17 protein-coding genes and 1 riboswitch are annotated in these 23362 nt (G+C 73.4%); of the genes, 4 read left to right on the forward strand and 13 right to left on the reverse strand.

All coding sequences use genetic code 11. From position 1 onward, the window contains the following. Positions 1 to 191: 191 nt before the first annotated feature. Positions 192 to 426: riboswitch (cobalamin riboswitch) on the reverse strand. 71 nt (positions 427 to 497) lie between these two features. After that, entirely contained in the window at positions 498 to 1682 is a 1185-nt protein-coding gene (locus ACYVJ4_RS10950) for an MFS transporter (protein ID WP_460460163.1), read from the reverse strand. A gap of 55 nt (positions 1683 to 1737) precedes the next feature. Here ACYVJ4_RS10950 and ACYVJ4_RS10955 point away from each other — a divergent pair, with 55 nt between their 5' ends. Continuing rightward, a complete protein-coding gene (locus tag ACYVJ4_RS10955) occupies positions 1738 to 2580 on the forward strand; it encodes a winged helix-turn-helix transcriptional regulator (protein WP_460460164.1) in 843 nt (280 codons plus the stop codon). Here the strand turns inward: ACYVJ4_RS10955 and dnaB are convergent. Continuing rightward, entirely contained in the window at positions 2577 to 5195 is a 2619-nt protein-coding gene (dnaB, locus tag ACYVJ4_RS10960) for a replicative DNA helicase (protein ID WP_460460183.1), read from the reverse strand. The genes ACYVJ4_RS10955 and dnaB overlap by 4 nt on opposite strands. A gap of 217 nt (positions 5196 to 5412) precedes the next feature. Between dnaB and ACYVJ4_RS10965 the strand changes: the two genes are divergently transcribed. Then, positions 5413 to 6786 (forward strand): MATE family efflux transporter, encoded by a 1374-nt coding sequence (locus tag ACYVJ4_RS10965; protein ID WP_460460165.1) that lies wholly within the window; start codon positions 5413 to 5415, stop codon positions 6784 to 6786. A 157-nt stretch (positions 6787 to 6943) separates the two neighbouring features. Here the strand turns inward: ACYVJ4_RS10965 and rplI are convergent, their stop codons facing one another. From rplI to ACYVJ4_RS10995, 6 genes are all read right to left on the reverse strand, one after another. After that, the gene (rplI, locus tag ACYVJ4_RS10970) at positions 6944 to 7390 is read right to left on the reverse strand and encodes a 50S ribosomal protein L9 (RefSeq protein WP_460460166.1); all 447 of its coding nucleotides are present in this window, start codon (positions 7388 to 7390) and stop codon (positions 6944 to 6946) included. Between the two features lie 16 nt (positions 7391 to 7406). Beyond that, entirely contained in the window at positions 7407 to 7643 is a 237-nt protein-coding gene (gene rpsR, locus ACYVJ4_RS10975; protein WP_460460167.1) for a 30S ribosomal protein S18, read from the reverse strand. A 146-nt stretch (positions 7644 to 7789) separates the two neighbouring features. Continuing rightward, the gene (locus ACYVJ4_RS10980; protein ID WP_460460168.1) at positions 7790 to 8365 is read right to left on the reverse strand and encodes a single-stranded DNA-binding protein; all 576 of its coding nucleotides are present in this window, start codon (positions 8363 to 8365) and stop codon (positions 7790 to 7792) included. Between the two features lie 62 nt (positions 8366 to 8427). Then, complete coding sequence (rpsF, locus tag ACYVJ4_RS10985) at positions 8428 to 8718, reverse strand: 30S ribosomal protein S6 (RefSeq protein ID WP_460460169.1); 291 nt, start codon at positions 8716 to 8718, stop codon at positions 8428 to 8430. Between the two features lie 191 nt (positions 8719 to 8909). Beyond that, a complete protein-coding gene (locus ACYVJ4_RS10990) occupies positions 8910 to 10349 on the reverse strand; it encodes a glycosyltransferase 87 family protein (RefSeq protein ID WP_460460170.1) in 1440 nt (479 codons plus the stop codon). A 19-nt stretch (positions 10350 to 10368) separates the two neighbouring features. Beyond that, positions 10369 to 12519: a transglycosylase domain-containing protein gene (locus ACYVJ4_RS10995; RefSeq protein ID WP_460460171.1), complete on the reverse strand. Its 2151-nt coding sequence runs from the start codon at positions 12517 to 12519 to the stop codon at positions 10369 to 10371. Positions 12520 to 12793: 274 nt separating this feature from the next. Here ACYVJ4_RS10995 and ACYVJ4_RS11000 point away from each other — a divergent pair, with 274 nt between their 5' ends. Both ACYVJ4_RS11000 and ACYVJ4_RS11005 read left to right on the forward strand, forming a co-directional pair. Then, complete coding sequence (locus ACYVJ4_RS11000) at positions 12794 to 13375, forward strand: PadR family transcriptional regulator (RefSeq protein WP_460460172.1); 582 nt, start codon at positions 12794 to 12796, stop codon at positions 13373 to 13375. 11 nt (positions 13376 to 13386) lie between these two features. Further along, the gene (locus tag ACYVJ4_RS11005; protein ID WP_460460173.1) at positions 13387 to 14466 is read left to right on the forward strand and encodes an inositol-3-phosphate synthase; all 1080 of its coding nucleotides are present in this window, start codon (positions 13387 to 13389) and stop codon (positions 14464 to 14466) included. A gap of 97 nt (positions 14467 to 14563) precedes the next feature. Here the strand turns inward: ACYVJ4_RS11005 and ACYVJ4_RS11010 are convergent, their stop codons facing one another. The 5 genes from ACYVJ4_RS11010 to ACYVJ4_RS11030 are packed head-to-tail and all read right to left on the reverse strand — an operon-like array spanning position 14564 to position 23357. After that, positions 14564 to 14833, reverse strand: a complete 270-nt coding sequence (locus tag ACYVJ4_RS11010) for a WXG100 family type VII secretion target (protein WP_460460174.1) — start codon at positions 14831 to 14833, stop codon at positions 14564 to 14566. A gap of 58 nt (positions 14834 to 14891) precedes the next feature. Then, the gene (locus ACYVJ4_RS11015) at positions 14892 to 15200 is read right to left on the reverse strand and encodes a WXG100 family type VII secretion target (RefSeq protein ID WP_460460175.1); all 309 of its coding nucleotides are present in this window, start codon (positions 15198 to 15200) and stop codon (positions 14892 to 14894) included. A gap of 53 nt (positions 15201 to 15253) precedes the next feature. Continuing rightward, complete coding sequence (locus ACYVJ4_RS11020; RefSeq protein WP_460460176.1) at positions 15254 to 19690, reverse strand: FtsK/SpoIIIE domain-containing protein; 4437 nt, start codon at positions 19688 to 19690, stop codon at positions 15254 to 15256. Continuing rightward, entirely contained in the window at positions 19687 to 22092 is a 2406-nt protein-coding gene (locus ACYVJ4_RS11025) for a transglutaminase-like domain-containing protein (RefSeq protein ID WP_460460177.1), read from the reverse strand. Before ACYVJ4_RS11025 ends, ACYVJ4_RS11020 begins: the two co-directional genes overlap by 4 nt. Continuing rightward, complete coding sequence (locus tag ACYVJ4_RS11030; RefSeq protein WP_460460178.1) at positions 22089 to 23357, reverse strand: DUF58 domain-containing protein; 1269 nt, start codon at positions 23355 to 23357, stop codon at positions 22089 to 22091. Before ACYVJ4_RS11030 ends, ACYVJ4_RS11025 begins: the two co-directional genes overlap by 4 nt. Positions 23358 to 23362: the final 5 nt, after the last annotated feature.

Here is a 23362-nt window from a genome sequence, read left to right on the forward strand (position 1 = left end):
CGTCGGGGGGCGTGCTGGTGGTTGCGGTGATCTCTTCGGCGGACTGGTCGACGACCGTCACGGCTCTCTCCTCGCGAGCTCGGTCTGCTGGTCCGAGGTCGCGAGCGGGGTGACGGGTCGCGCCGACGTCCGCGCAGGGCGACGCCGAGCCAGCCGTCGGCCGTCCCTCGCGGCGTCGGACCACCACGCCCGGCGGGCGTGGTGCGCTGGCAGGTCTTCGGACTCGTGGGCCCGCCCGCCGCACGACGTCGGCCGACGTCGTCCGGCGGGCATCTACTGGCCGTCGCTTCCCAGGCTCGCGCCCAGTGCGTCATGACGGCGGTCGTTCCCACTCACCGCTGCGGGGCAGTCCCGGACTCGCACCGGGTTCCCTGTTGCCTCGACCCGCCTGGACGACGGGCCGAACCAGCTGCGCCGCTCACCATATGTAGGGGTGGTCCGGCGCGGTGGGAGGCAGATGTGGGGGCGGCGTGTCGGGCGTGTCGCGCCGCCGGAGCTCACCGGGCGAGGGCGGCCACCCGGCGCGACGCCCGCGCGGACGCGGCGGCCAGCAGCGCCCCGGTGCCCGCCACCGCGCCGCACACCGGCCACAGCGCGCCGGGCGCGGTCGCGTAGAGCAGGCCGCCGAGCGGGGCCGACAGCAGCATGCCGCTGGTGGCCGCCCCGGTGTAGAGGCCCTGGTACTGGCCGACGAGGTGCTCGGGTGCGGCGTCCAGGACGTGCGCGGTCGCCGTGGTCTTGTACAGGATCTCGCCCGCGGTCAGCACGACCATCGCGACGACGCTCGTGGCGGCCAGGCCCACCAGCGGCAGGTCGACGCCGAGCAGCAGGAAGCCGAGGCCCACCAGCGCGTAGCCGACGGCGACGACGACGAGCGCCGGACGTCGGCGCAGCGCGAGCGCCACCGGCACCTCGAGCAGCAGGATCAGCCCCGAGCCGACCGCGACCAGCGTCGTGTACAGCCCCAGCGGCTGGCCGTGGTCGCGCAGGAAGACCGGCAGCGTGGAGTAGAGCTGGCGGTAGACGAGGTCGACCAGCACGACGCCGACGAGCAGCACGCCCAGCGCGCGGTCGGCCCGCACCGACCGCCACAGGCCGGGACGGTCGGCGTCCGGGTCGGCGGTCCGGACGACGTCCGCCGGCAGCAGCTGCGCGGTGACCACCCGCAGGGCGACGGTCAGCGCGCCGTCCAGGACGAAGAGCGTGCTGAAGCCGGAGTGCGCGACGAGCACCGCCGCGAGCGGCGGTCCGACGACGAAGCCGGCGTTGGACGCCGCCCGGCTGACCGCCACCGACGCCCGGCGCTCGCCGACGGGTACCGCGAGCGCCGCGAGCGCTCCCTGGCTCACGGACGACGTCGCGCCCAGGTAGCCGATCACCGGGAGCGTGAGCACGAGGAGCGCGGTCGGCGTCCACGGCAGGAGCGCGGTGCCGACGCCGACGACCGTGGACGCGACGAGCAGCACGCGGCGGTGCCCGAGCTGGTCGCCCCAGCGTCCGCCGGTGAAGTTCCCCACCAGGCTGCCGAGCCCGTGCACCCCCGCGACCAGGCCGGCCGTGCCGACGCCGAGGTGGCGCTCGCCGGTCAGCCACAGCACCAGGAAGAGCATGAGGAAGGAGCTGGCCGAGCTGACGAAGCGCCCGGCGGACAGCACCCAGACGACCCTCGGCAGCTCTTGCACGTCGACACCTTCGCACAGCGAGTCTCTTTTGGGAACTGACTAGTACGCTGGGCGCGTGAGCACCCGGCGGGCCGATCCCGCCGACACCTGCGGCGTCGCCCAGGCCGTCGGCGTGCTGGGCGACCCCTGGACGCTGCTGGTCCTGCGGGACGTCGCGGGCGGGCGCACGCGGTTCGACCAGCTCGTCGACGAGACCGGGATCTCGCGCAAGGTCCTGTCGTCGCGGCTCGCGGCGCTGGTGGCCGACGGCGTGCTGGAGCGGCGCGCGTACTCGACTCGGCCGCCGCGGCACGAGTACCTGCTGACCGAGCGCGGGCGCGCGGCCCTGCCGGTGCTGGCGGCGCTGCAGGACTTCGGCGACACCTGGCTGCTGGGCGACGGCACGACGAGCGCGACGGCGGCGGACGACGGGGCCGAGGCGCGGCGCGTGGCCGGGTTGGTCGGCTCGCGGCTGCCCGCGCTGGACTCCCTCGACCCGGTGACCGACCAGCCGCTCACCGTCGTCTACTGCTACCCCGGCACCGGCTTCCCGGGCGCCACCGAGGTGCCGGGCGGGGTCGGCTGCACGCTCGAGTCGTGCACCTACCGCGACCAGCTGGGCGAGTTCGCCGCGCTCGGAGCCGCCGTGGTCGGGGTGTCGACCCAGCGGCCGCAGGAGCAGGCCGCCTTCGCCGAGCTCAACCAGATCCGGTTCCCGTTGCTGTCGGACGCCGGGCTCGAGCTCGCGACGGCGCTGCGGCTGCCGGTGTTCCACGCCGGCGGGGTGACGCGGCTGAAGCGGCTGACCTTCGTGGTCGACCACGAGCGCGTCGTGCGCGGCACGCTGTTCCCGATCCCGGACGTCACCGGCTCGGTCGAGGAGGCGCTCTCGTTGGTGCGGCGGCTCGCGGCGGCCTAGCTCTGGGCCATGTCGACGAAGCGCGAGTAGTGCCCCTGGAACGCGACCGTGATGGTGTCGGTCGGGCCGTTGCGGTGCTTGGCGACGATGAAGTCCGCCTCGCCCGCGCGGGGTGACTCCTTCTCGTAGGCGTCCTCGCGGTGCAGCAGGATCACCATGTCCGCATCTTGCTCGATGCTGCCCGACTCGCGAAGGTCGCTCATCTGCGGTCGCTTGTCGGTGCGCTGCTCGGGACCACGGTTCAGCTGGCTGATCGCGATGACCGGCACCTCGAGCTCCTTGGCCAGCAGCTTGAGGGCTCGGGAGAACTCCGAGACCTCCTGCTGGCGGGACTCGACGCGCTTGCCGCTGCTCATCAGCTGCAGGTAGTCGATGATGACGATCTTGAGGTCGTGGCGCTGCTTGAGCCGGCGGCACTTGGCGCGGATCTCCATCAGCGACATGTTGGGGCTGTCGTCGATGAACAGCGGCGCGTCGCTGAGCTCGCCCATCGTGCGGGCCATCTTGGTCCAGTCCGAGTCCTCGAGCCGGCCCTGGCGCAGCTTCTGCAGCGGGATCTTGGCCTCGGCGCTGAGCATGCGCATCGTGATCTCGGTACGGCTCATCTCGAGCGAGAAGATGACCGACGTCAGGCCGTTCTTGATCGACGCCGACCGCGCGATGTCGAGCCCCATCGTGGAGTTGTGCGTCGGGATCATCGACGGTCCCGCGAGGTACAGGTGGTCGTCGTTGTCGACCTGGATGCACCGCACCGGCACCGACGCGACCGGCCGTACCTCGGTGATGAAGCGCGAGCCACGTCGGGTGAACTGACGACGTCCACGCTCCTTGTGCGCCAGGCGCTTGCGCTCCAGCCAGAAGACCTCGTCGTCGGTGCTGAACGACACCGTGAAGGCGGTGGAGGTGTGCTCGTGCCGGCCGTTGACCGCCTTGGTCGAGAACCCGCACCGGTACCCCAGGCTGACGACGAGCTCGCGGACCCCGTCGGCGAGCCGACGGTTGGTGCTGGTGAACTGCACGACGCCGGTCGGCATGACGGTGCCGTCGGTGTCGAGCAGGCCGGCCAGCAGGTCGCGGCGCTGCTGCTCGCTCGCCCGCAGGTACTCGACCGGGATGTGCTTGTCGCCGAGCACCCCGATGGTGCGCAGCCGACCGCGCACCGTGCCGTGGGCGAGGTGGCAGGCCTGGCACCGCACGAGGCCGGACGTCGGCACTCCGCAGTCCGGGCACGTCGGGCGAGGCACGGGCGCGCTGACGGCCTTCGCCCGGCCACCGCAGGAACGCCCGCAGGTGCGGACCTGGCTCGTCTGCGGCACGAAGGCCGCGCCGCACACCACGCAGGCGCGCGCGGCCACGGGCTCGACCGGCAGCTTGAGGGAGTAGCGCATGGTCGCGGCTGTCGGCGTCACGACCAGGCCGTCGGCCTCCAGCCGCAGCACGATCTCGGGATCCGCGCTGGTCAGGCTCGACGCGTGGGAGGTGCCGTCGCCGAGCCAAGCACCGAGCGTGTACGGCTGCAGCAGGAGGTCACGCGCGGGCAGGGCCACGGGCTTCGTGGTCGGGACGCTGTGGTTGAGCCGTCGGTCCTTCGTGGCACAGCGCAGGGTCTGCGCGATCTCGGCCGTCGTCCGGACCGCGGCGAAGGTGCGCTGGTTGCGGTATCCGTTCGCTCCCACCCGAGCCGCCTGCGCGCTGCGCCGGGATGCGCGCGTCTCGGTCAGCCACTGGTGCTCCTCGTCGGCCACGAGCACCGAGCCGTCCGAGAAGTGCACCTCGAAGCAGGGGCGGTCGAGCATCACGTCGGTGGCGGCGACGACGCGGGTCGGACGCCCGTCGGCGCCGAGCACCTCGTCGCCCACCCGGACCTCGCCCATGGTGGTCCAGCCCTGGGGAGTGGGCAGGGGCGTGTCGAGCGACAGCGCCTTCCCGATCGCCGGCCTTGCCGCGAGGACGATCATCTGGCCCGGGTGCAGGCCGTTGGTGAGCCGGTCGAGGTCGGCGAACCCCGTGGGGACGCCGATCATGCCCTCGCCGCGGTGGCCGGCCGCCTCGATCTCGTCGACCGTCGGCTCGATGATCTGACCGATCGGCAGGTAGTCCTCGCTGGTGCGCCGCTCGGTGACCGCGTAGACCTCGGCCTGCGCGGCGTTGACCAAGTCGTCGACGTCGCCGCCGGTGGTGGCGTAGCCGAGCTGGACGATCTTGGTGCCGGCGTCGACCAGCCGGCGCAGCACCGCGCGCTCGCGCACGATGCGCGCGTAGTAGCCGGCGTTGGCGGCCGTGGGCACCGAGGAGATGAGCGTGTGCAGGTACGGCGCGCCGCCCACCCGGGCCAGGTCGCCGCGCTTGGTGAGCTCGTCGGACACCGTCACCGCGTCGGCGGGCTCGCCCCGGCCGTAGAGGTCGAGCACCGCGTCGTAGACCAGCTCGTGGGCCGGCCGGTAGAAGTCGTTGCTGCGCAGCACCTCGACGACGTCCGCGATGGCGTCCTTGCTCAGCATCATGCCGCCGAGCACGGACTGCTCGGCGGCGACGTCCTGCGGCGGGGTGCGGTCGAACGACTCCCCCGGGCTCGACGGCGGCGGTCCGTAGTCCTGCGCCTCGACGTCGGCGATCGACACCTGTGAACCCTCCCGGACTTGCCCCGCCGCGACCCTCTGCACGTAGTGCACCAGACGCCGCCGACAAGCCCAAACGCCCCTGGGGACGTCCCTGGTGAGAAGGTGTGGACGACCTGTTGACGGCCGCCCACAGCCTGTGGGGAGCCCTGTGGACGAGCACCCGGTGCGGTCGGGCGGTCCGTGCTCAGCTCCTGCGCCGACGGGTGTGCACATGCTGTGGACGGAAGAAACTTCTGCCCCGGACCGGATCGGAGGACCCGCCATCCAGCATGCGGACGGCACCGCGCGCGAGGTGCTGCGGCTCGCCGTCCCGGCGTTCCTGGCGCTCGTCGCCGAGCCGCTGTTCCTGCTCGCCGACTCGGCGGTCGTCGGGCGCCTGGGCACCGTGCCGCTGGCCGGGCTCGGCGTGGCCGCGGCGGCGCTCTCGACGGCGGCCGGGGTGTTCGTCTTCCTCGCGTACGGCACGACCGCCGCCGTGTCGCGCCGGGCCGGCGCGGGCGACCTGCCCGGCGCGCTGGGCGTCGGCGTCGACGGCCTCTGGCTGGCGGCGGGCACGGGCGTGGCCACCGGCGCGCTGCTGCTGGCCTTCGCGGCGCCGGTCGCCGACCTGCTCGGCGCCTCCGGCGCGGCCACCGCGCAGGCGGTCACGTACCTGCGGATCAGCGCGCTCGGCCTGCCGGCGATGCTCGTCGTGATGGCCGCCACCGGCGTGCTCCGCGGGCTGCGCGACACCCGCACGCCGCTCGTGGTCGCCGTGCTCGGCTTCTCGCTGAACCTCGCGCTCAACGTGACCTTCGTGCTGGGCCTCGACCTCGGCATCGCGGGCTCGGCCACCGGCACGGTGGTGGCGCAGTGGCTCATGGCCGGGGCGCTGCTCGCGGTCGTCGTCCGGGGCGTGCATCGCCACGCACCCCACGGCGGGCACCTGCGGCCGCACCCCGGACGCGTTCTCGGCGCCGCCCGCGACGGCGGACCGCTGCTCGTGCGCACCCTGGCGTTACGAGCCGTGCTGCTGCTGACCACGTGGGTGGCGGCGTCCGGCGGCGACGTCACGCTCGCGGCCTACCAGGTGTCGGCCACGGTCTGGACCTTCCTCGCCTTCGCCCTCGACGCGCTCGCCATCGCCGCGCAGTCGCTCACCGGCCACGCCCTCGGCGGCTCGGACGTCGCCCGGGCCCGCGCGCTCACCGCGCTCATGGTGCGCTGGGGCGTGCTGTGCGGCGTCGTCCTGGGCGGGCTGGTCGTGGCGCTGCACGCCGTGCTGCCGGCGCTGTTCACCCCGGACGCCGAGGTGCAGGCCGCGCTCGCGACCGCCCTGGTCGTGGTCGGGCTGCAGCAGCCGCTGAGCGGCCTGGTGTTCGTGCTGGACGGCGTGCTGATCGGCGCGGGCGACGGGCGCTGGCTCGCCGGCGCGGCGCTGGTGCAGCTGGTCGCCTACCTGCCGGTGGCGCTGCTGGTGCGCTCGGGCGGCGTGGCGACGTCCGGGCTGTGGTGGGGGTTCGGCCTGTTCATGCTCGCCCGCGGCGTGCTGCTGGCCTGGCGCGCGCGCGGTGACGGCTGGGCCGTCGTCGGCGCCACCCGCTGACCGCCCCGCCGGTGTCTTTCCCTCGCAGATGCCGCTGGCAGCAGCTCCGCAGCGGCATCTGCGAGGGAAACCGGCACGGGTGAGGGAAAGAACCGGGGACGCCGCGAGGCCCGCACCCCGGGTGGGGGTGCGGGCCTCGACGGGAGCCGGACGACGGTCAGCCGGCGACGACCTCGAGGGCCACCGTGGCGGCGACCTCCGGGTGCAGCCGCACGCTCACGTCGTGACGGCCCACGGCCTTGATCGGCTGGCCGAGCTCGATCTTGCGGCGGTCGAGCGTCGGGCCACCGTTCTGCGCGACGGCCTCGGCGACGTCCGCCGTGGTGATCGCGCCGAACAGGCGACCGCTGGCACCGGCCTGCGCCTGCAGGCGGACGGTGCGGCCCTCGAGCTGCGCCTTGACCTGCTGGGCCTGCTCGAGCGTGGCGATCTCGCGGGACGCGCGCGCCTTCTGGATCGCGTCGACCTGCTTCTGCCCGCCCTTGGTCCAAGGCGTGCCGAGCGAGCGCGGGATCAGGAAGTTGCGGGCGTAGCCGTCCTTGACGTCGACGACGTCGCCGGGGGCACCGAGGCCGGTGACCTCCTGGGTGAGGATGAGCTTCATCTGGGTCCTCCCCCGATCAGCGAGCAGAGCTCGAGTAGGGCAGCAGCGCCATCTCGCGGGCGTTCTTGATCGCGCTGGCGATCTGCCGCTGCTGCTGGACGGAGACACCGGTGACGCGGCGCGCGCGGATCTTGCCGCGGTCCGAGATGAACTTGCGCAGCAGCGCGGTGTCCTTGTAGTCGATGTACTCGACCTTCGCCGCCTTGAGCGGGTTGGCCTTCTTCTTCGGCTTGCGCACAACGGGCTTTGCCATCGTGGAGCTCCCCTTTCGTGGAGCCCGGGCCGCGTGCGAGGTCGGCCCGGGATGGTCGGTTCGGAACTGCTGGTCGGTGCCCGGTCAGGCCGGGCGGGTCGTGCTGGTCGTGCTCGTCGTCCTGGTGGTCCGCGCGGGGCTGCGGATCAGAACGGCGGGTCGTCGTTGAAGCCGCCGCCGCCCTGGCCGCCGGAGCTGCTGCCGCCGGAGGGACCGGTCGCCCACGGGTCGTCGGCCTGCTGGCCGCCGCCCTGGCCGCCCTGGCCGCCCCAGCCGCCGCCACCCTGGCCGCCGCCGTAGCCGCCACCACCCTGGCCGCCGCCCTGCCCACCGCCGCCGAAGCCGCCGCCACCGCCGCGCTGGGCCTTGGTGACCTTGGCCGTCGCGCGCCGCAGGCTCGGGCCGATCTCGTCGACCTGCATCTCGACCACGGTGCGCTTCTCGCCCTCCTTGGTCTCGTAGCTGCGCGACTGCAGCCGACCCTGGGCGATCACCGCGGTGCCGCGGGTGAGCGACTCGGCGACGTTCTCGGCCGCCTCGCGCCACACCGAGCAGCGCATGAACAGCGTCTCGCCGTCCTTCCACTCGTTCGTCTGGCGGTCGAACGAGCGCGGGGTCGAGGCGATCGTGAAGTTCGCGACGGCCGCGCCGGACGGCGTGAAGCGCAGCTCGGGGTCACCCGTGAGGTTGCCGACGATCGTGATGATGGTGTCGCCTGCCATGGCCTGCCCTTCGGTTCTGCGGTGGGTGGTGGACGTCGGTCGGTCGCGAGGACCGAGCGGCGTCAGCGCACCTCGGGACGGATGAGCTTGGTGCGCATCACGGACTCGTTGAGCCCGAGCTGGCGGTCGAGCTCCTGCGCGAGCGCCGGCTCGGCGTGCATGTCGACGACGGCGTAGATGCCCTCGGACTTCTTGTTGATGTCGTACGCAAGCCGGCGACGTCCCCAGACGTCGACCTTCTCGACGGTGCCGCCACCCTTGCGGATGACGTTGAGGAACTTGTCGAGGCTCGGTGCGACGGTGCGCTCCTCGAGATCGGGGTCGAGGATCACCATGAGCTCGTAGTGACGCATGCGTTAACCCACCTCCTCTGGACTCAGGCGGCCACGGTCTCTCCGTGACAGGAGGGCTGATACGTCGTGCGTCGCGGCACCCGGTGGCCGGATCCACCGGCCGGGGCCCGCGACGACGGGGTCAAGACTACCGGCTCGCGCTCACCCCGGGGAAATCCGTCCACAGGCCTGGCCGCGCCGCACCCGCGCGGTCAGCCGAAGCGGACGACGAGCGCGTCGTCCGCGCCCTCGAACGGCCCGCCGAGGGGGTCGTCCTCACCGCTGGCCCGCACGACGTCGTGCTCGGGACGGCGGGCGTCGCGCACCACGCACCAGACCAGCCAGAGCAGCCCGGCGGCGCGCACGAGCAGCAGCAGCGAGTACCAGGAGCCCGGCAGCCCCCGGTCGGGGTTGGACTGCGCCCCGACGTACAGCCAGACGCCGAAGAAGTAGGTCGCCTCGGCCCCCACCCACACCAGCTGGTCGCGCCAGCGCGGCCGGGCCAGCGCCGCGAGCGGCAGCAGCCACAGCGAGGCCTGCACCGGCCACGACTTGCCGGTGAGCACGACCACCGCCAGGACGACGAAGGCCACCTGCGCCACCCGCGGACGACGGTCGGTGGCCAGCACCAGCAGCAGCCCGACGACCAGGGCCAGCACCACGCCGAGCACCGACAGCGTGGTGACGGCGCCGGCCGACAGCGTGTGCGGCTCGAGCCCGAGCTTGGTCACCCAGCGCGGCCGCGGGTCCGACGCGACCGTCTGCGGCAGCACCCACAGCGAGCCGTAGCCCGCGCTGCTGCGCTGCCACGACTGGTAGGCGGCCTTCACGCCGTCGGCGTTGAGCACCCACCAGGGCGCCAGCACGGCGACCGTGGTGCCGACCGCTGCGGCGGCGGTCACGGCCCACTCGCGCCAGCGGCCGGTGCGCGCGGCCAGCAGGGCCAGCACGAGCAGGAGCACCACCGGGTAGCTGCGCGCGGTCACCGCGAGCCCGAGCAGCACGCCGGCCAGCAGCGGCCGTCGCCGCCCCCAGGCCAGCAGCCCGCCCGCCGCGAGGGTCACGCCCAGCAGGTCCAGCGACACCAGGGCCGACAGCGCGACCAGCGGGCTCAGGGCCACGACCGCGGCGTCCCAGGGTCGTCGACGTCCGGCGGCGGACGCCGTCAGCCAGACCAGCCCCACGAGCAGCACCGCCACCAGCACGGTCGAGACGTCGAAGTACGCGCGGTCGCGGGGCACCAGGTCGCCGGACGGCGTGACCTGCGCGACGGCCCACATGGCCAGCCCGGTCAGCACCGGCTGCGCCAGGTAGGACCCGCCGGCCGAGTCGACGTACGGCACGACACCCTGCGACAGCCCGCTCTGCTCGTACAGCAGCGGCAGGTCGCTGTAGCAGGCGTGGAAGAACTGGTCGGGCGTCGACCAGCCCTGCGCCCGGCAGTGCTGCTTCCCGACGACGCCGAGGGCCAGCACCACCATCGACAGGACGACGAGGACGCGCACCGCGGTCCACCAGCCGTGCCGGCCAGGACGGACGCGCTCGCCCGAGGGCCCGCCCACCACGGCGGACGAGGCCCGGACGAACGGGTCCTCGCGCGACGGGGCGACCACGCCGGTCGCGCCGTCCGCGCCGGTCAGGTCGGGGGCCACCGGCGCATCATCGCGCACCTCACCCGCCCGGTGGCGCACCGCCACCCGCTCCGGCGCCGTTGCCGGCACCCCCGCCGCCGGAGCCGGCCGTCGCGGACGGCGACTGCGGCGGCGTGGTGGGCGGGACCGGGACGGTGATCGTCGGCGACTGCGTGGGCGTCTGGGTCGGCGTCTGCGTCGTCGGCGTCTGCGTCGGGGTCTTGGTCTGCGTAGGCGTCTGCGTCGTCGGCGTCTGCGTGGTGGGCGTCTGGGTGGAGGTCGGGACGTTGCTCTTGCCGACGTACACCGGGTCCGGGAACTGCTCGACCTTCTGGCCCTCGAGCGCCGCCTTCATGAACTCGGTCCAGATCTCGACCGGGAACGACGCGCCGGTCACGTTGCTCAGGCCGCCGAGGCCCGACAGCGACTCGACCTTGCCGCCCTTGCCCTGCCGGTACATGCCGACCGCGGTGGCCAGCTGCGGGGTGTACCCGGCGAACCACGCCGACCGGCTCTCCTGCGAGGTGCCGGTCTTGCCGGCGGCCGGGCGGCCGAGGTTGCTGCCCGCGTAGGCGCCCGAGCCGTGGTCGACCACGCCGCGCAGCGCGTAGGTGAGGTCGGCCATGACGTCGGTGTCGAACACGCGCTTGCGCTGCACCTGCGCCTTGTAGACGTCGTCGCCGTTGGCCAGCGTCACCGACTTCAGCGTGTACGCCGCGGTGTGCACGCCCTGGGCCGCGAAGGTGGCGTACGCGTCGGCGACGTCGATGACGTGCGGCGAGGCGGTGCCGAGGACGTTGCCGGCGTTGTCCTGCAGGCCGGCGGTCTTCTTCGGGTACCCCGCGGCGACCGCGGCCTCGACCGTCTTGTCGGGGCCGACGTCCTGGTTCAGGCCGACGTACACGGTGTTGACCGAGTTCGCGGTCGCCGTGAGCAGGTCGATCGTGCCGAACGAGGTGTTGCCGAAGTTGCTCACCTCGTAGTTGCCGCCGAACGTCTGCGGCGAGCGCCCGTCGTAGCGCGAGCGCAGCGAGATGCCCTCCTTCAGCGCGGCGGTGAGGGCGAAGGGCTTGAACGTCGACCCCGCCTGCATGACCGCCTGGGTCGCGGCGTTGAACTCCTGCTTCACCGCGTCCGGGCCGCCGTACATCGCGACGACGGCGCCGTCGTCCGGCTTGACGGCGACGAGCCCGGCGCGCACGCCCTTGTCACCGGTGGTCGGCATCTTGTCCTTCATCGCCGCGACGGCTGCCGCCTGCGCGTGCTTGTCGAAGGTGCTGACGATCTTCAGGCCGCCGCGGTCGATGTCGGCGTCGGTGAGGCCGGCGCTCTTGATGACCTCCTGGCGCACGGTCTTGAGCAGGTAGCCGTTGGTGCCGCCGAGCCGGTTGTCCTGGCTGCGCTTGGCGATCTTGGGGTACCTGACCTTGTCGCGCTCGGCCTGGGTGATCCAGCCCTCGCGCACCATGCCGTCGAGCACGTAGTCCATGCGCGCCTGGGCGTTGTCCTTGTGCGTCACCGGGTCGTACAGCCCGGGGCTGCGGATCACCGCCGCGAGCAGCGCGCTCTGGGCGAGCGAGAGGTCCTGCGCCGACTTGCCGAAGTAGGCCTTGCTGGCCGTCTCGACGCCGAAGGCACCGCGGCCGAAGTAGATGGTGTTGAGGTAGTTCTCGAGGATCTGGTTCTTGCTCTCGACCTGCTCGACCTTCAAGGAGATGACGAACTCCTTGGCCTTGCGGGTGGCCGTGCGGTCCTGGGTCAGGAAGTAGTTCTTGACGTACTGCTGGGTGATCGTCGAGCCGCCCTGGGTCGAGCCGCCGCGCAGCTTGACCCACACGGCGCGGCCGATGCCGCGCGGCGAGAACCCCATGTTGTCGTAGAAGGAGCGGTCCTCCGCGGCGAGCACAGCCTTCTGCAAGTCGTCGGGCATCTGCGAGATCGGGATCGAGCGCCGGTTGACGTCGCCGAAGCGGCCCAGCTCGGTCTTGCCGTCCGACCAGTAGACGACCGAGGCGTTGGCCGTGACCAGCTTGTTCGGGTCGGGCACGTCGACCGACGCGTAGAGGACGGCGAACCCGGCCAGCCCCAGCAGGAACACCACCAGACCGCTGCCCAGCACGAGCTTCCAGGAGGGGACGAAGCGGCGCCAGCCTCGCTTGCCGGCTCGGGGGTAGTCGACGATGCGTCGCACGGGGCGCTGGTCTCCAGTGTCTGGGGGTCGGTGGCCGCCGCACGGGGCCGGACGTCGTCCAGTATGCGGCGGGTCGGGCCGGGCACCCACTCGAACGGGTCGCCTTCACCAGGTCGTCACGGCATCCCCCGAGGACGGCCGCGACGCGAGCGGTTTGCCTGGCGGCCGCGGGCCGCCTACAGTGCAATATATCGGCGCGATACATCGCGCCGAGGTGCGGACCGATCATCGCACGGTCCGCGGCAGAGCACCCACCCAGGGCGAGGAGGTCGACGTGGCACGCCGTTCCGACGTCCTCGACCTCGCGGTCCTGGGCCTGCTGCACGACAGCCCCCTGCACGGGTACGAGCTGCGCAAGCGGCTCGCCAGCGTGCTCGGGCCGTTCCGGGCGCTCAGCTACGGCACCCTCTACCCCTGCCTCAAGCAGCTGTCCGAGCACGGGTGGATCACCGAGCGCGCCGCCGGTGCCGACGCCGCCCCGGCGGGTCGACGGGCCCGGATCGTGTACGAGCTCACGGCCGCCGGCAAGGAGCACTTCGACGCCCTCGTCGACGAGTCCGGGCCGACGTCGTGGGAGGACGACAGCTTCGGCGTGCGGTTCGCGTTCTTCGCGCGCACGCCGACCGACGTCCGGCTGCGCATCCTCGAGGGCCGGCGCAGCCGGCTCGAGGAGCGGCTGGACCAGGTCAGCACCTCGGTCGCCCGCAGCCGCGAGCGCGCCGACCAGTACACGCTCGAGCTCCAGCGCCACGGCCTGGAGTCCGTCCAGCGCGAGGTGCGCTGGCTGAACGAGCTCATCTCGCACGAGCGGGACAGCAGCACCACCGAGAGCACCACCGAAGAGAACCCCCGATGAAGGAGAACCGCATGGGATCCGTCCGCGTAGCCATCGTCGGCGCCGGCAACTGCGCCTCGTCGCTCGTCCAGGGCGTGCACTACTACCGGGACGCCGACGCCAGTGGCACCGTGCCGGGCCTGATGCACGTGATGTTCGGCGACTACCACGTCCGTGACATCGAGTTCGTCACCGCGTTCGACGTCGACGCCAAGAAGGTCGGCTTCGACCTGTCCGAGGCGCTCGTCTCGAGCGAGAACAACACCATCACGATCTGCGACGTCCCGCCGCTCGACGTCCCCGTCCTGCGCGGCCCGACCCTGGACGGCCTCGGCAAGTACTACCTCGAGACCATCGAGCAGTCCGACGCCGAGCCGGTCGACGTCGTCCAGGCGCTGAAGGACGCGCGGGCCGACGTGCTCGTGTCGTACCTGCCCGTGGGCTCGGAGGAGGCCGACAAGTTCTACGCGCAGTGCGCGATCGACGCGGGCGTGGCCTTCGTCAACGCCCTGCCGGTCTTCATCGCCTCCGACCCCGTGTGGGCCCAGAAGTTCGAGGACGCCGGCGTCCCGATCATCGGTGACGACATCAAGTCGCAGGTCGGCGCGACCATCACCCACCGCGTGATGGCCAAGCTGTTCGAGGACCGCGGCGTCGTGCTCGATCGCACGTACCAGCTGAACGTCGGCGGCAACATGGACTTCAAGAACATGCTCGAGCGCGACCGCCTCGAGTCCAAGAAGATCTCGAAGACCCAGGCCGTCACGTCCAACATCGGCCACGACCTCGGTGCCAAGAACGTGCACATCGGCCCGTCGGACTACGTCCAGTGGCTCGACGACCGCAAGTGGGCGTACGTGCGCCTCGAGGGGCGCGCGTTCGGCGACGTCCCGCTGAACCTCGAGTACAAGCTCGAGGTCTGGGACTCCCCGAACTCCGCCGGCATCATCATCGACGCGATCCGCGCGGCGAAGATCGCCAAGGACCGCGGCATCGGCGGCGCGCTGCTGTCGGCGTCGTCGTACCTGATGAAGTCCCCGCCCGTGCAGCGCCCGGACGACGAGGGCCGCGCGAGCGTCGAGGCCTTCATCCGCGGCGAGGTCGAGCGCTGACCGCGCTGACCTGACGCACCACGCGACGAGGGGCACCCGGGAGATCCCGGGTGCCCCTCGTCGTCTGCCGGCGCGCCCCTGCGCGCACCCGCTCACCTCACTTGGAGGTGGCCTCCTGCTGGTCGGCGTTGCGGTCGCACGCCTTGCCCATGGCGGTGATGTCGCTGGCCGCCACGGTCAGCTTCTTGCTGTGGCTGTTCCAGTCGCTGATGAAGCGGCTGGCGTCGGTGCCGTGCCAGTTCTCGCCGATGCGGTTGACGGCGTTCTGGATCCGGCTCTGGACGTCGTCGAGCGTCTTGGCGTCCTTCTTCAGCTGGGCGGCGATCTCGCGGACGCGCTGGACGTCCATCCCCTGGTTGAGCGTCATGGTCTTTCCCCTTCAGGTCTGCGGTGGTGGGTCGGGCGGCGGGCCGTGGCCCGCGAGGTCACTGCGAGGTGGCGATCTGCTGCTTGGCCTCGGCCTTGGCGGTTTGCGCCATCTCCTCGATGAGCTTCTTCGCGTGCTTCAGCGAGGCCTTGTGCTCGCCCTCCCACTGCGACTGGAAGCGCTTGGAGTCCGGACCGCGCCAGGCCTCCTGCAGCCGCTGCGTCTCGCCCTCGAGCTTGTGGATCAGCTTCTGGATCTCGCCGGCCAGGTTCTCGAGGTGGTTGGCCTGGGTCTTGACGACCTCGGGGTTCATGCCCTTGAACGAGCTGCCCCCGCCGCTGCCGCCGTCCGTCGTCGCGTTCGCCATGATCTGCGTCCCTCCTGCTGGGTCCTGCCGGTCGGTCCGGCCTGCTGGAAAACCTAGAGCGAGTCGGCGGGGGCGTCGATGGGGAGGACTCCCCCGTCGTCCACCGCGACCTGCGCCAGCTCTGCCCGGCCCTTCTGGACGACGAAACCGCGCCCCGCAGGGACGTCGGGGTCGGTCACGGCCGGGAAGTCGGTGCGGAACAAGGTCTGCCCCTCGAAGCCGTCGGGCTGCAGGACGACGCCGCTGCGGGTGGTCTTGACCACGCCGGGCAGCCCGTAGCCGGACGACAGGTCGGAGGTGTCGCCCTCGACGACGGCCAGCTGCTCGTGCTCGACGAGCGCCTTGACCAGCTCGGTGACGTCGTCCTCGCTGCGGCCGTCGGCGACCTCGCCGATGCTCTCGACCGCGACGACCAGGCTGCTGGGCGCGAGCGAACCCGCTTCCAGCCGCCGCGTCAGCTCGCGCGCGAGCTCGACGATCTCGTCCTGGCCGGACGCGACCTGGCGCCACATCGGGTCGTCGCGCAGCCGGGATCGCTTGGGGGACAACAGGTACGCCTCGACCGACGGCCGCCACCGCTGCACGGCCCGGACGACGGTGCGCACCGCCGTGGTGCGCCCGCTGCCCGCCGGGCCGGTGACCACGAAGGTGCCGACCGGGTCGATGGTCTGCGGCCCGAGGGTCTCGGCGCTGACGCCGACGACCGGGCGGCCGTCGGCCTGCGCCGGCAGCTCGGCGAGCGGCGTGCGGTCGCCGAGGCTGCGCACGGCCGGGGCCTCGCCGACACCGGCCTTGCGCATGGCGGCGCCGAACGCCGCGACCGCGCGGGCCTGGGCCGACACGTCGCTCGTGCCGCCGAGCACCGCGACCTGCAGCTCCTGGTTGCCCAGCAGGCCGCGGCCCGGCGCGGACGCCAGGCTCAGCACGTCGGCCGGGGCGGACAGGAACGAGTAGTCGTCGGCGTGCGCCATGCGCAGCACCAGCCGCGTCGGCACCGCGGCGCCGAGTGCGGGCCACATGCCGTTGCGCTGGTCGATCGCCACGACCACGTGCACGCCGACCGGCCGGCCGTCACCGGCGATCGACGAGAACAGGTCGAGCCAGCGCTGGCGCTTGGCGGTGTCGTTGGCCTGGCGGAACGCCGTGAGGCCGTCGACGAGCACCAGCAGCCGCGGCTCCTGCGGCGCGTCGGCGAGGCGGCGGTACTCGGTGATGGTGGCGGCGCTGACCCGGCTGTAGCGCTCGGCCCGCTCGTCGATCGTCTCGCGCAGCTGGGTGAGCAGGCGCTGCACCCGCTCGTCGTCCGAGCCGTGGATGACGGCGCCGACGTGCGGCAGCGTCTCGATCATCGACAGGCCGCGCCCGGCGAAGTCCAGGCCGTAGACGTGGCACGGGCCGCCGCGCACCGTGTAGCCCGCCGCGACGGCGAGGCTGCGCAGCATCACCGACTTGCCCGATCCGGAGGCGCCGTAGACCGCGAGGTTGCCCTCGAGGTCGGGGCGGAACGACACCACGGGCTGCGCCTGGCGGTCGGGGTCGTCGCCGACGGCGAAGACGAGCTCGTCGTCGCGGCGGGACGTCGGCAGGGCGGCGAGCTCGTAGTGGTCGGCCAGCTCGGGCAACCACGGCTTGCGCGGCTGCGGCAGCTCGGCCTGGGCGGACGCACCGGTGATGGTGCCGACCAGCCGCTGGATGTCGGTGGGGCCCAACGCTTCCCGGGTGTCCTGCTGGTCGTCCTCGACGGGCGCCAGCCACTCGACCGCCCCGCCGAACTGCAACGTCTCGACGGTCATCTCGGGCGTGGGCTCGACGTCCGACGTCCAGCCGCCGGCGTAGGCGGTCTGGAACGGCGTGAGCCGGCCCGGGCCGGTCTTCGACACCGCGCGGCCGGGCAGCGCGGGGTCGAAGAACGCGGCCGCGGGCGAGTCGAGGACGTCGGTGCTGTCGCTCTCGTCGGCCATGCGCAGCGCGAGCCGCAGGTTGGTGTTGGCCCGCAGGTTGTCCTTGATGACGCCGGCCGGACGCTGGGTGGCCAGCACCAGGTGCAGGCCGAGGGAACGCCCGCGCTGGGCGACGTTGACGACGCCGTCGACGAACTCGGGGACCTCTTGCACCAGGGCCGCGAACTCGTCGACCACGATGATCAGGCTGGGCGGGGCGTCGACCTCGCCGCGCCGCTCGAGCTCGACCAGGTCCTTGGCCTTGTGCTGCGCCAGCAGGTGCTCGCGGTGCCGCAGCTCGGCCGACAGGCTGGCCAGCGCCCGGCGCACCAGGTGCGGGCTCAGGTCGGTGACCAGGCCGACGGTGTGCGGCAGGTTGACGCAGTCGCGGAAGGCCGAGCCGCCCTTGTAGTCGACGAGCAGGAAGGTCGCGCGCTGCGGCGAGTGCGCGGCCGCGATGCCGAGGATCCAGGCCTGCAGCAGCTCGGACTTGCCCGAGCCGGTGGTGCCGCCGACCAGGGCGTGCGGGCCGTCGGCCCGCAGGTCGACGGTGAGCGTGCCCTGCGACGACTGGCCGACCACGGCGCGCAACGTGCCGGGCTGGCGCGGGAGCCGCTGCGGCGCGAAGGGTCCGGTGAGGATCGACCGGCTCTCGCCCCACCGCTCGATGACGGCGTCCGGCGAGGTGGCGAGCTCGGGACCGGTGAGCGAGAGCAGCGAGACCGCACGCGGCAGGTCGCTGTCGTCGTCGACCGGGGCGCCCGAGTCGACCACGGCCGACATCGCCCGGGCCGTGGCCAGCGCGGTCTCGGCCTCGACGACGTCCGGGTGCACGGGCAGGTAGAGCCGGCTCTCGCCCACGTACCCGACCTGGGCGGTGCCGTCGGCGGCGACCTGCACGAAGGTGCGGCAGGCCGCGGGCAGCAGCTCGACCCGCTCGGCGTGCCACAGCACGACGACGCCGCGGTGCCAGCCGCGCTCGGCCAGCTGCACCAGCCGGGCCCGGTCGACGGGCGCGTCGTCCTCGACCAGGACGACGACCGTCGGCTCGGCGGCGACGTCGGACTTCCTGTCGCGCAGCGGCTCTCGGCCCTCGAGCAGGTCCTCGAGCTCGCTCAGCAGCGCGCTGCACGCCGGGCCCGTGTTCGCCAGGTGGCGCGCCTCGAGCGGGCTGTGCGGCGAGGCGACGTGCGGCAGCCACTTGAGCCAGTCCCAGTCGCGCGAGGTGCGCTCGGAGGCGAACGACACCAGCACCACCTCGGACGGCGAGTGCAGCGCCACGGTCTGGGTCACCAGCGCGCGCGCCGCTGGCAGGGCGACCGCGCGCGGCCCGGCGACCCCGGTCGCGCCGTCCTGCAACGGGTCGGCGGGCACGGGCACGTCGTCGACGGCGTTCAGCCCGTCGAGCGAGGCGGCGGTCTCCTGCCAGGCCTCGACCTTCGAGCGGCCGACCTCCGGCATGACGATCGTCGAGCGCGAGGGCTGGCGCCCGGTGCCGAGCCGCCACTGGGCGAAGCCAGGCTCGCCCGGACGTCGGGTCCACACCAGCGGCGTCAGGGAGCCGGCGGCCGCGCAGCACTCGGCGGCGGACGGCAGCTCGCCGAGCCGCACCTGGTGCTCCTCGACCAGGGCGCCGCGGATCCGCTCGGCCAGCAGGCCGAGGTCCTCGCGGAAGTCCTGCATGTCGTCCTCGAAGTCCTTCGCGGCGTCGCGGCGCTGCTCGACGGCCATGCCGAGCATCATCAGCGGCGTCAGCAGGACGAAGACGAGCGCGTACTTGCTCTGCGTGATCGCGAACAGCCCGAAGCCCAGGACCAGCGGGATGATGATCGCGATCCACGGGAAGCGCACCTTGCGAGCGCGCTCGGGCAGGTCGGGGACCTTCCACTCGTGGCCCTCGTAGACCGGCGCGATGCGCGGCGAGCGGGCGAACGCCACGCCGGACGTCGAGCTGACCACGCCCGCCGCGCCCTCGGTGACCCGCACCTGCAGCTCGGTGTCGCCGATCCGGACCGTGCCGGCCGCGCCCAGCAGCGCCCGGTCGACGACGTCCCCGCCGGCGCTGATGCCGTTGGCCGAGCCGAGGTCGACCACCTCCACGACGTCGGTGACGAGCAGCTTGGCGTGCCGGCGCGAGACCGACGGGTCGCTCAGCCGGACGTCGACGCCCCGGCTGCGCCCGACGTACGACGTCCCGCGCTGGAGCGGGAACTCCTGCCCGGCGTCCGGCCCCGAGGTCACGACGGCGACGGCCACCGGCGTGCTCTGGTCGACGTAGCTGTCGCTGCGCCGGGTGACGGTGAGGTGCGCGCCGGAGCGCAGGCCGGCCTCACCGACGGTCAGCCGCGGGTCGAGCGCCCGGTAGCTCTCGTCGACGTGCGACAGGGTGAAGTCGCCGCTGCCGGCCGGTGCCGCGGCACCGCTGCGGCGTGAGGGGTCGACCTGCACCAGGTAGCGCGCGAGGTCGCCCACGGTCGTGGCCGCGTCGACGGTCGCCACCAGGTCGGTGGTCGCGCCGCCGGGCGAGTCGAGGCTGAACTTGAGCTTCACCGGCGGGTGGCCTTCCTGGTGTCTCGCGATCGGTCGCGCCGCAGGGTGCGCACGTCCCAGTCGGCCCGCAGCGAGCGCCAGCGGCCGGCGTCCTGCCGCAGCGCGTCGCGCACGGAGTCGACGTCGGCCCAGTACGCGATCACCTCGGCGTCGGTGGGCTCGCCGGGGCCGAACACCGAGGCGTCGGCGGTGGTCGCCAGCCGCCCGACGTCGTCCGGGGCGCCGACGAGCTGCGGCACCTGCTCGCGCCGGGTCGCCTTGCGGTGCACCGGTCGGCCGAGCTCGCGCGAGGTGTCGAGCACGTCCTGCCACCCGGCGGCGACGCGGGTCGACGGCGGGCCGGTCGTGCGCCGGCGTCGTCGCTGACGGCGCTTCAGCGCCACGAGCAGCAGGTGCACCCCGAGGACGACGAGCACGGGCACGACGACGAAGAGCACCAGCCGCAGCAGCCAGCTCGGCCAGCCGCGCGGGTCGAGCGGGTTGTGCTTGCTGCGCTTGCTGCGGGTGTCGTTCTGCGCCTGCTCGGGACCCTGCAGCAGGCTCGGCGGGTTCTGCGCGGCCGGCGGCGGCACCTGCGCGCCGACCTGCTGCTGCTGCGAGCGCAGCTGCTGCACGTCCGGCACCTTGTTGCGGTCGGGCACGAACGCCTGCGGCAGCACCGCGAGCCACGAGCCGTCGGACCGGTTGAGCTCGACCCAGGCGTGCACGTCCTTGCCCTTGACCTGGCCGTCGCCCTCGGGGATCGCCCCCAGCACCACGCGGGCGGGCAGGCCGAGCCGGTTCGCGACCAGGGCCAGCGTCGCGGCGTACTGCTCGTCGTCGCCGGCCAGCTGGCTCGAGCCGACGAACCGCGCGAGCCGGCCGATGCTGTGGCCGGGCAGGTAGACGTTCTGCGCGCTGCCGGGCGGGCCGCCGTCGGTGTACGCACCTTCCGAGCGCATGTAGCGCGCCGTGGCGACGAGCTGGCGGTAGGGGTCCTGCTCGTCGCCGGTCCAGCCGTCGAGCTTGTCGTCGACGAACGCGACGCTGTCGGTGTCGACCGAGCCCGCCGACCCGGCGTCCAGCTCGGCCGGCAGCTCGGTGGTGGTGTCGTCGGGGACGACGGCCTGCAGCGTGTACGAGTCCCCCGGCCCGATCCGGCCGGGCAGCACGCCGCTGTCGGTGTCGACGTTGAAGCGCAGCTCGTCGCGCAGCTGCTCGGCCCGCGGACCGCCGAAGCTCAGGGCGCTCACCGAGCCGACGGTCGGCAGCCACACGTCGGTGTACCCGCCCGCCGGCACCTGCACGGTGACCGTGACGTCGCGGCCCCGCGCGGTCGTGGCGAGGTGCGAGCCGACCCGGCGGAAGGCCGCGCCGGGCTCGGCGGTGCCGACCTCGCCGTTGCCGGCCGCGCCCCACACCGAGCCGTCGAAGCTGTCGAGCGTCGCGATGCGCAGCGGCACGCCGGACGGCAGGCCCTGCACCGTGAGCAGCGTCTTGTCGAACAGGTCGGCCTGGTTGGGCTCGGTGTAGCGGCGGAAGCCGGCCAGCGGGCTGGGCAGCTGCGCCACGTCGAACGGCGGCTGCAGGTCGGTGCGCCACACGGTGCGCGCGTGGCCCGAGCGGCTCTCGAGCGCCGGCCCGGCCAGGACGCCGACCGCGACCGACACCGCCAGCAGGCCCACCGCGATGCCGGCCCGGGTCGTGCGGGCCGTGCCGCTCTGCAGGCGCGACCGCAGCCGGGCGGTGCGCGCCACCAGCCAGAGCACCGCCACCAGGGCGAACCCGCTGCCCTGCAACCAGGTCGCGGCGGGCTGCACCGTGCCGAGCGCGATCGAGAGCACCAGCAGCGCCAGCGGCGGCACCAGAGCCAGGCCGGGCGAGCGCCAGCGCCGCGCGACGCCGTAGGTCGCCGCGGTGCCGACCAGCGCGAACGCGAACGGCAGCGCCACCAGGCGGCCCGTGGCGTCGACCGGCGCGAGCGTGGTGAGCAGGTCCTTCCAGCCCGGGACCGCGGCGTGCGCGAGGTCGCCGAGGGTGCGGCTGGTCGGGAAGACGCCGAGGGCGAGGTGGTCGCGCACGGCCATCGGGCCGCCGAGCAGGAAGTACGCGGCGACCACGGCCACCGCTCCGACGACCACCGGCAGCGCGAAGGTGCGCGCCACGTGGGCGATCGCCAGGCCGAGCAGCGCGCCGAGCACCGCGGCCACGGCCCAGCGCGGGCCGTAGAACGACGTCCGGAAGCCGACGGCGGCGACCAGCACGAGCACCAGGGCCGCGGCGCCGTCGACCAGCTGGTCGGTGCCGGGCCGCAGCTGCTGCAGCGCGGCGCCCAGCCGCTCGCGCGCCCCCGGCGTCGACCCAGTCAGGTGCGACGGCGGCGGCGGGACGGCGGCGGGGATGCCGCCGGTGGTCGTGCTCATGCGCGCACCCCCGAGACGAGCAGGGACCGCAGCTCGCCGAGCTCGGCCAGGGTCAGGACGGTCAGGCCGGCGACGTGCTGGACGCCGGCACGGGCCGCCGGGTCGACGACCAGCACCACGGTGCGCACCTCGTGCTCGAAGTGCGCGGTCGCCCGCCGGACGTCGACGAACGGCCGCTGCGGGCCGGTGACCACGACGGCGAGGCTGACGTCCGGGGCGAGCCGGACCGCCTCTGCCGCAAGGGACTCCAGGTCGCAGCTGCCGGTCACGACGCGTGCCATGGCGTCCAGCGTCAGCGGCGCGGTGGCCCGGCTCGCGCTCTGGTCGCCCGCGCACATCGTGGTGTCCTGGTCGTCGAGGATCGAGCGCACCGCGAGGCTCGCGCCGACGCTGATCGCGGTCTCGGCGTCCGGCTCGCCGTCGCGGTAGGCGTCCAGCCCGGTGTCGACGACGACGGCCAGGTGCGATCGGCGGGTGTCGAGGAACTGGCGCACCAGCAGCCGGCCGTGCTTGGCCGACGAGCGCCAGTGGATGTACCGCCGGTCGTCCCCCGGCTGGTACTCGCGCAGCGCGTGGAACGCGAGGTCGCTCATCGACAGGTCCTCGGTGGTGTCGCCCTCGAGGTCGCGCAGCAGTCCTGACCCGAGGCTCTCGAGCGGCGCGGTGCGCGGGTGCACGAACAGCTGGGTGACGTCGGTCCAGGTCAGGGTGCGGCGCACCAGCCCGAACGGGTCGCCCTGCACCGTCGTCGCCGGACCGACGTCGATGACACCGCGGTGCTCGGTCGGGACGACGAACAGCTCCTCGTGCGTGCTGCCCGAGGCGATCTGGGGCAGCACGAACCGCGCCGCGCCGACACCGATCGGCAGCTCGACCAGCACCGGCAGCAGCGTGCGGCGCGCGTGGTTGGTGACCAGCACCCGACCGCCCGCGGCCTCGCCCACGGCGACCCGGTGCGGCGACACCTCGGCGACGACCTCGAGCCGGGTGCGCCCCGCGACGAGCACGCAGCACAGCACGAACAGCGCCGCGCACGAGACGGCCACGACGACCAGCTCGACCCAGCCCAGCCGGCGTCCGACGAGGTAGGCCACGACGGCGAGCGCGAGCACGGTCCAGCCCAGCGGCGACACCCAGCCCAGCACACGTCCGGCCGGACGGCGGGCGGCGGCCGTGCGCTGCCAGAGCTGCTCGGCGCGGGCACGCGCAGCACCCGCGCGGGCGCGCGCGGCAGCGTCGCGGAGGGTGGGCTGGGAGGTGGGCATCGTGA

This window comes from Angustibacter peucedani (genome assembly GCF_054779595.1).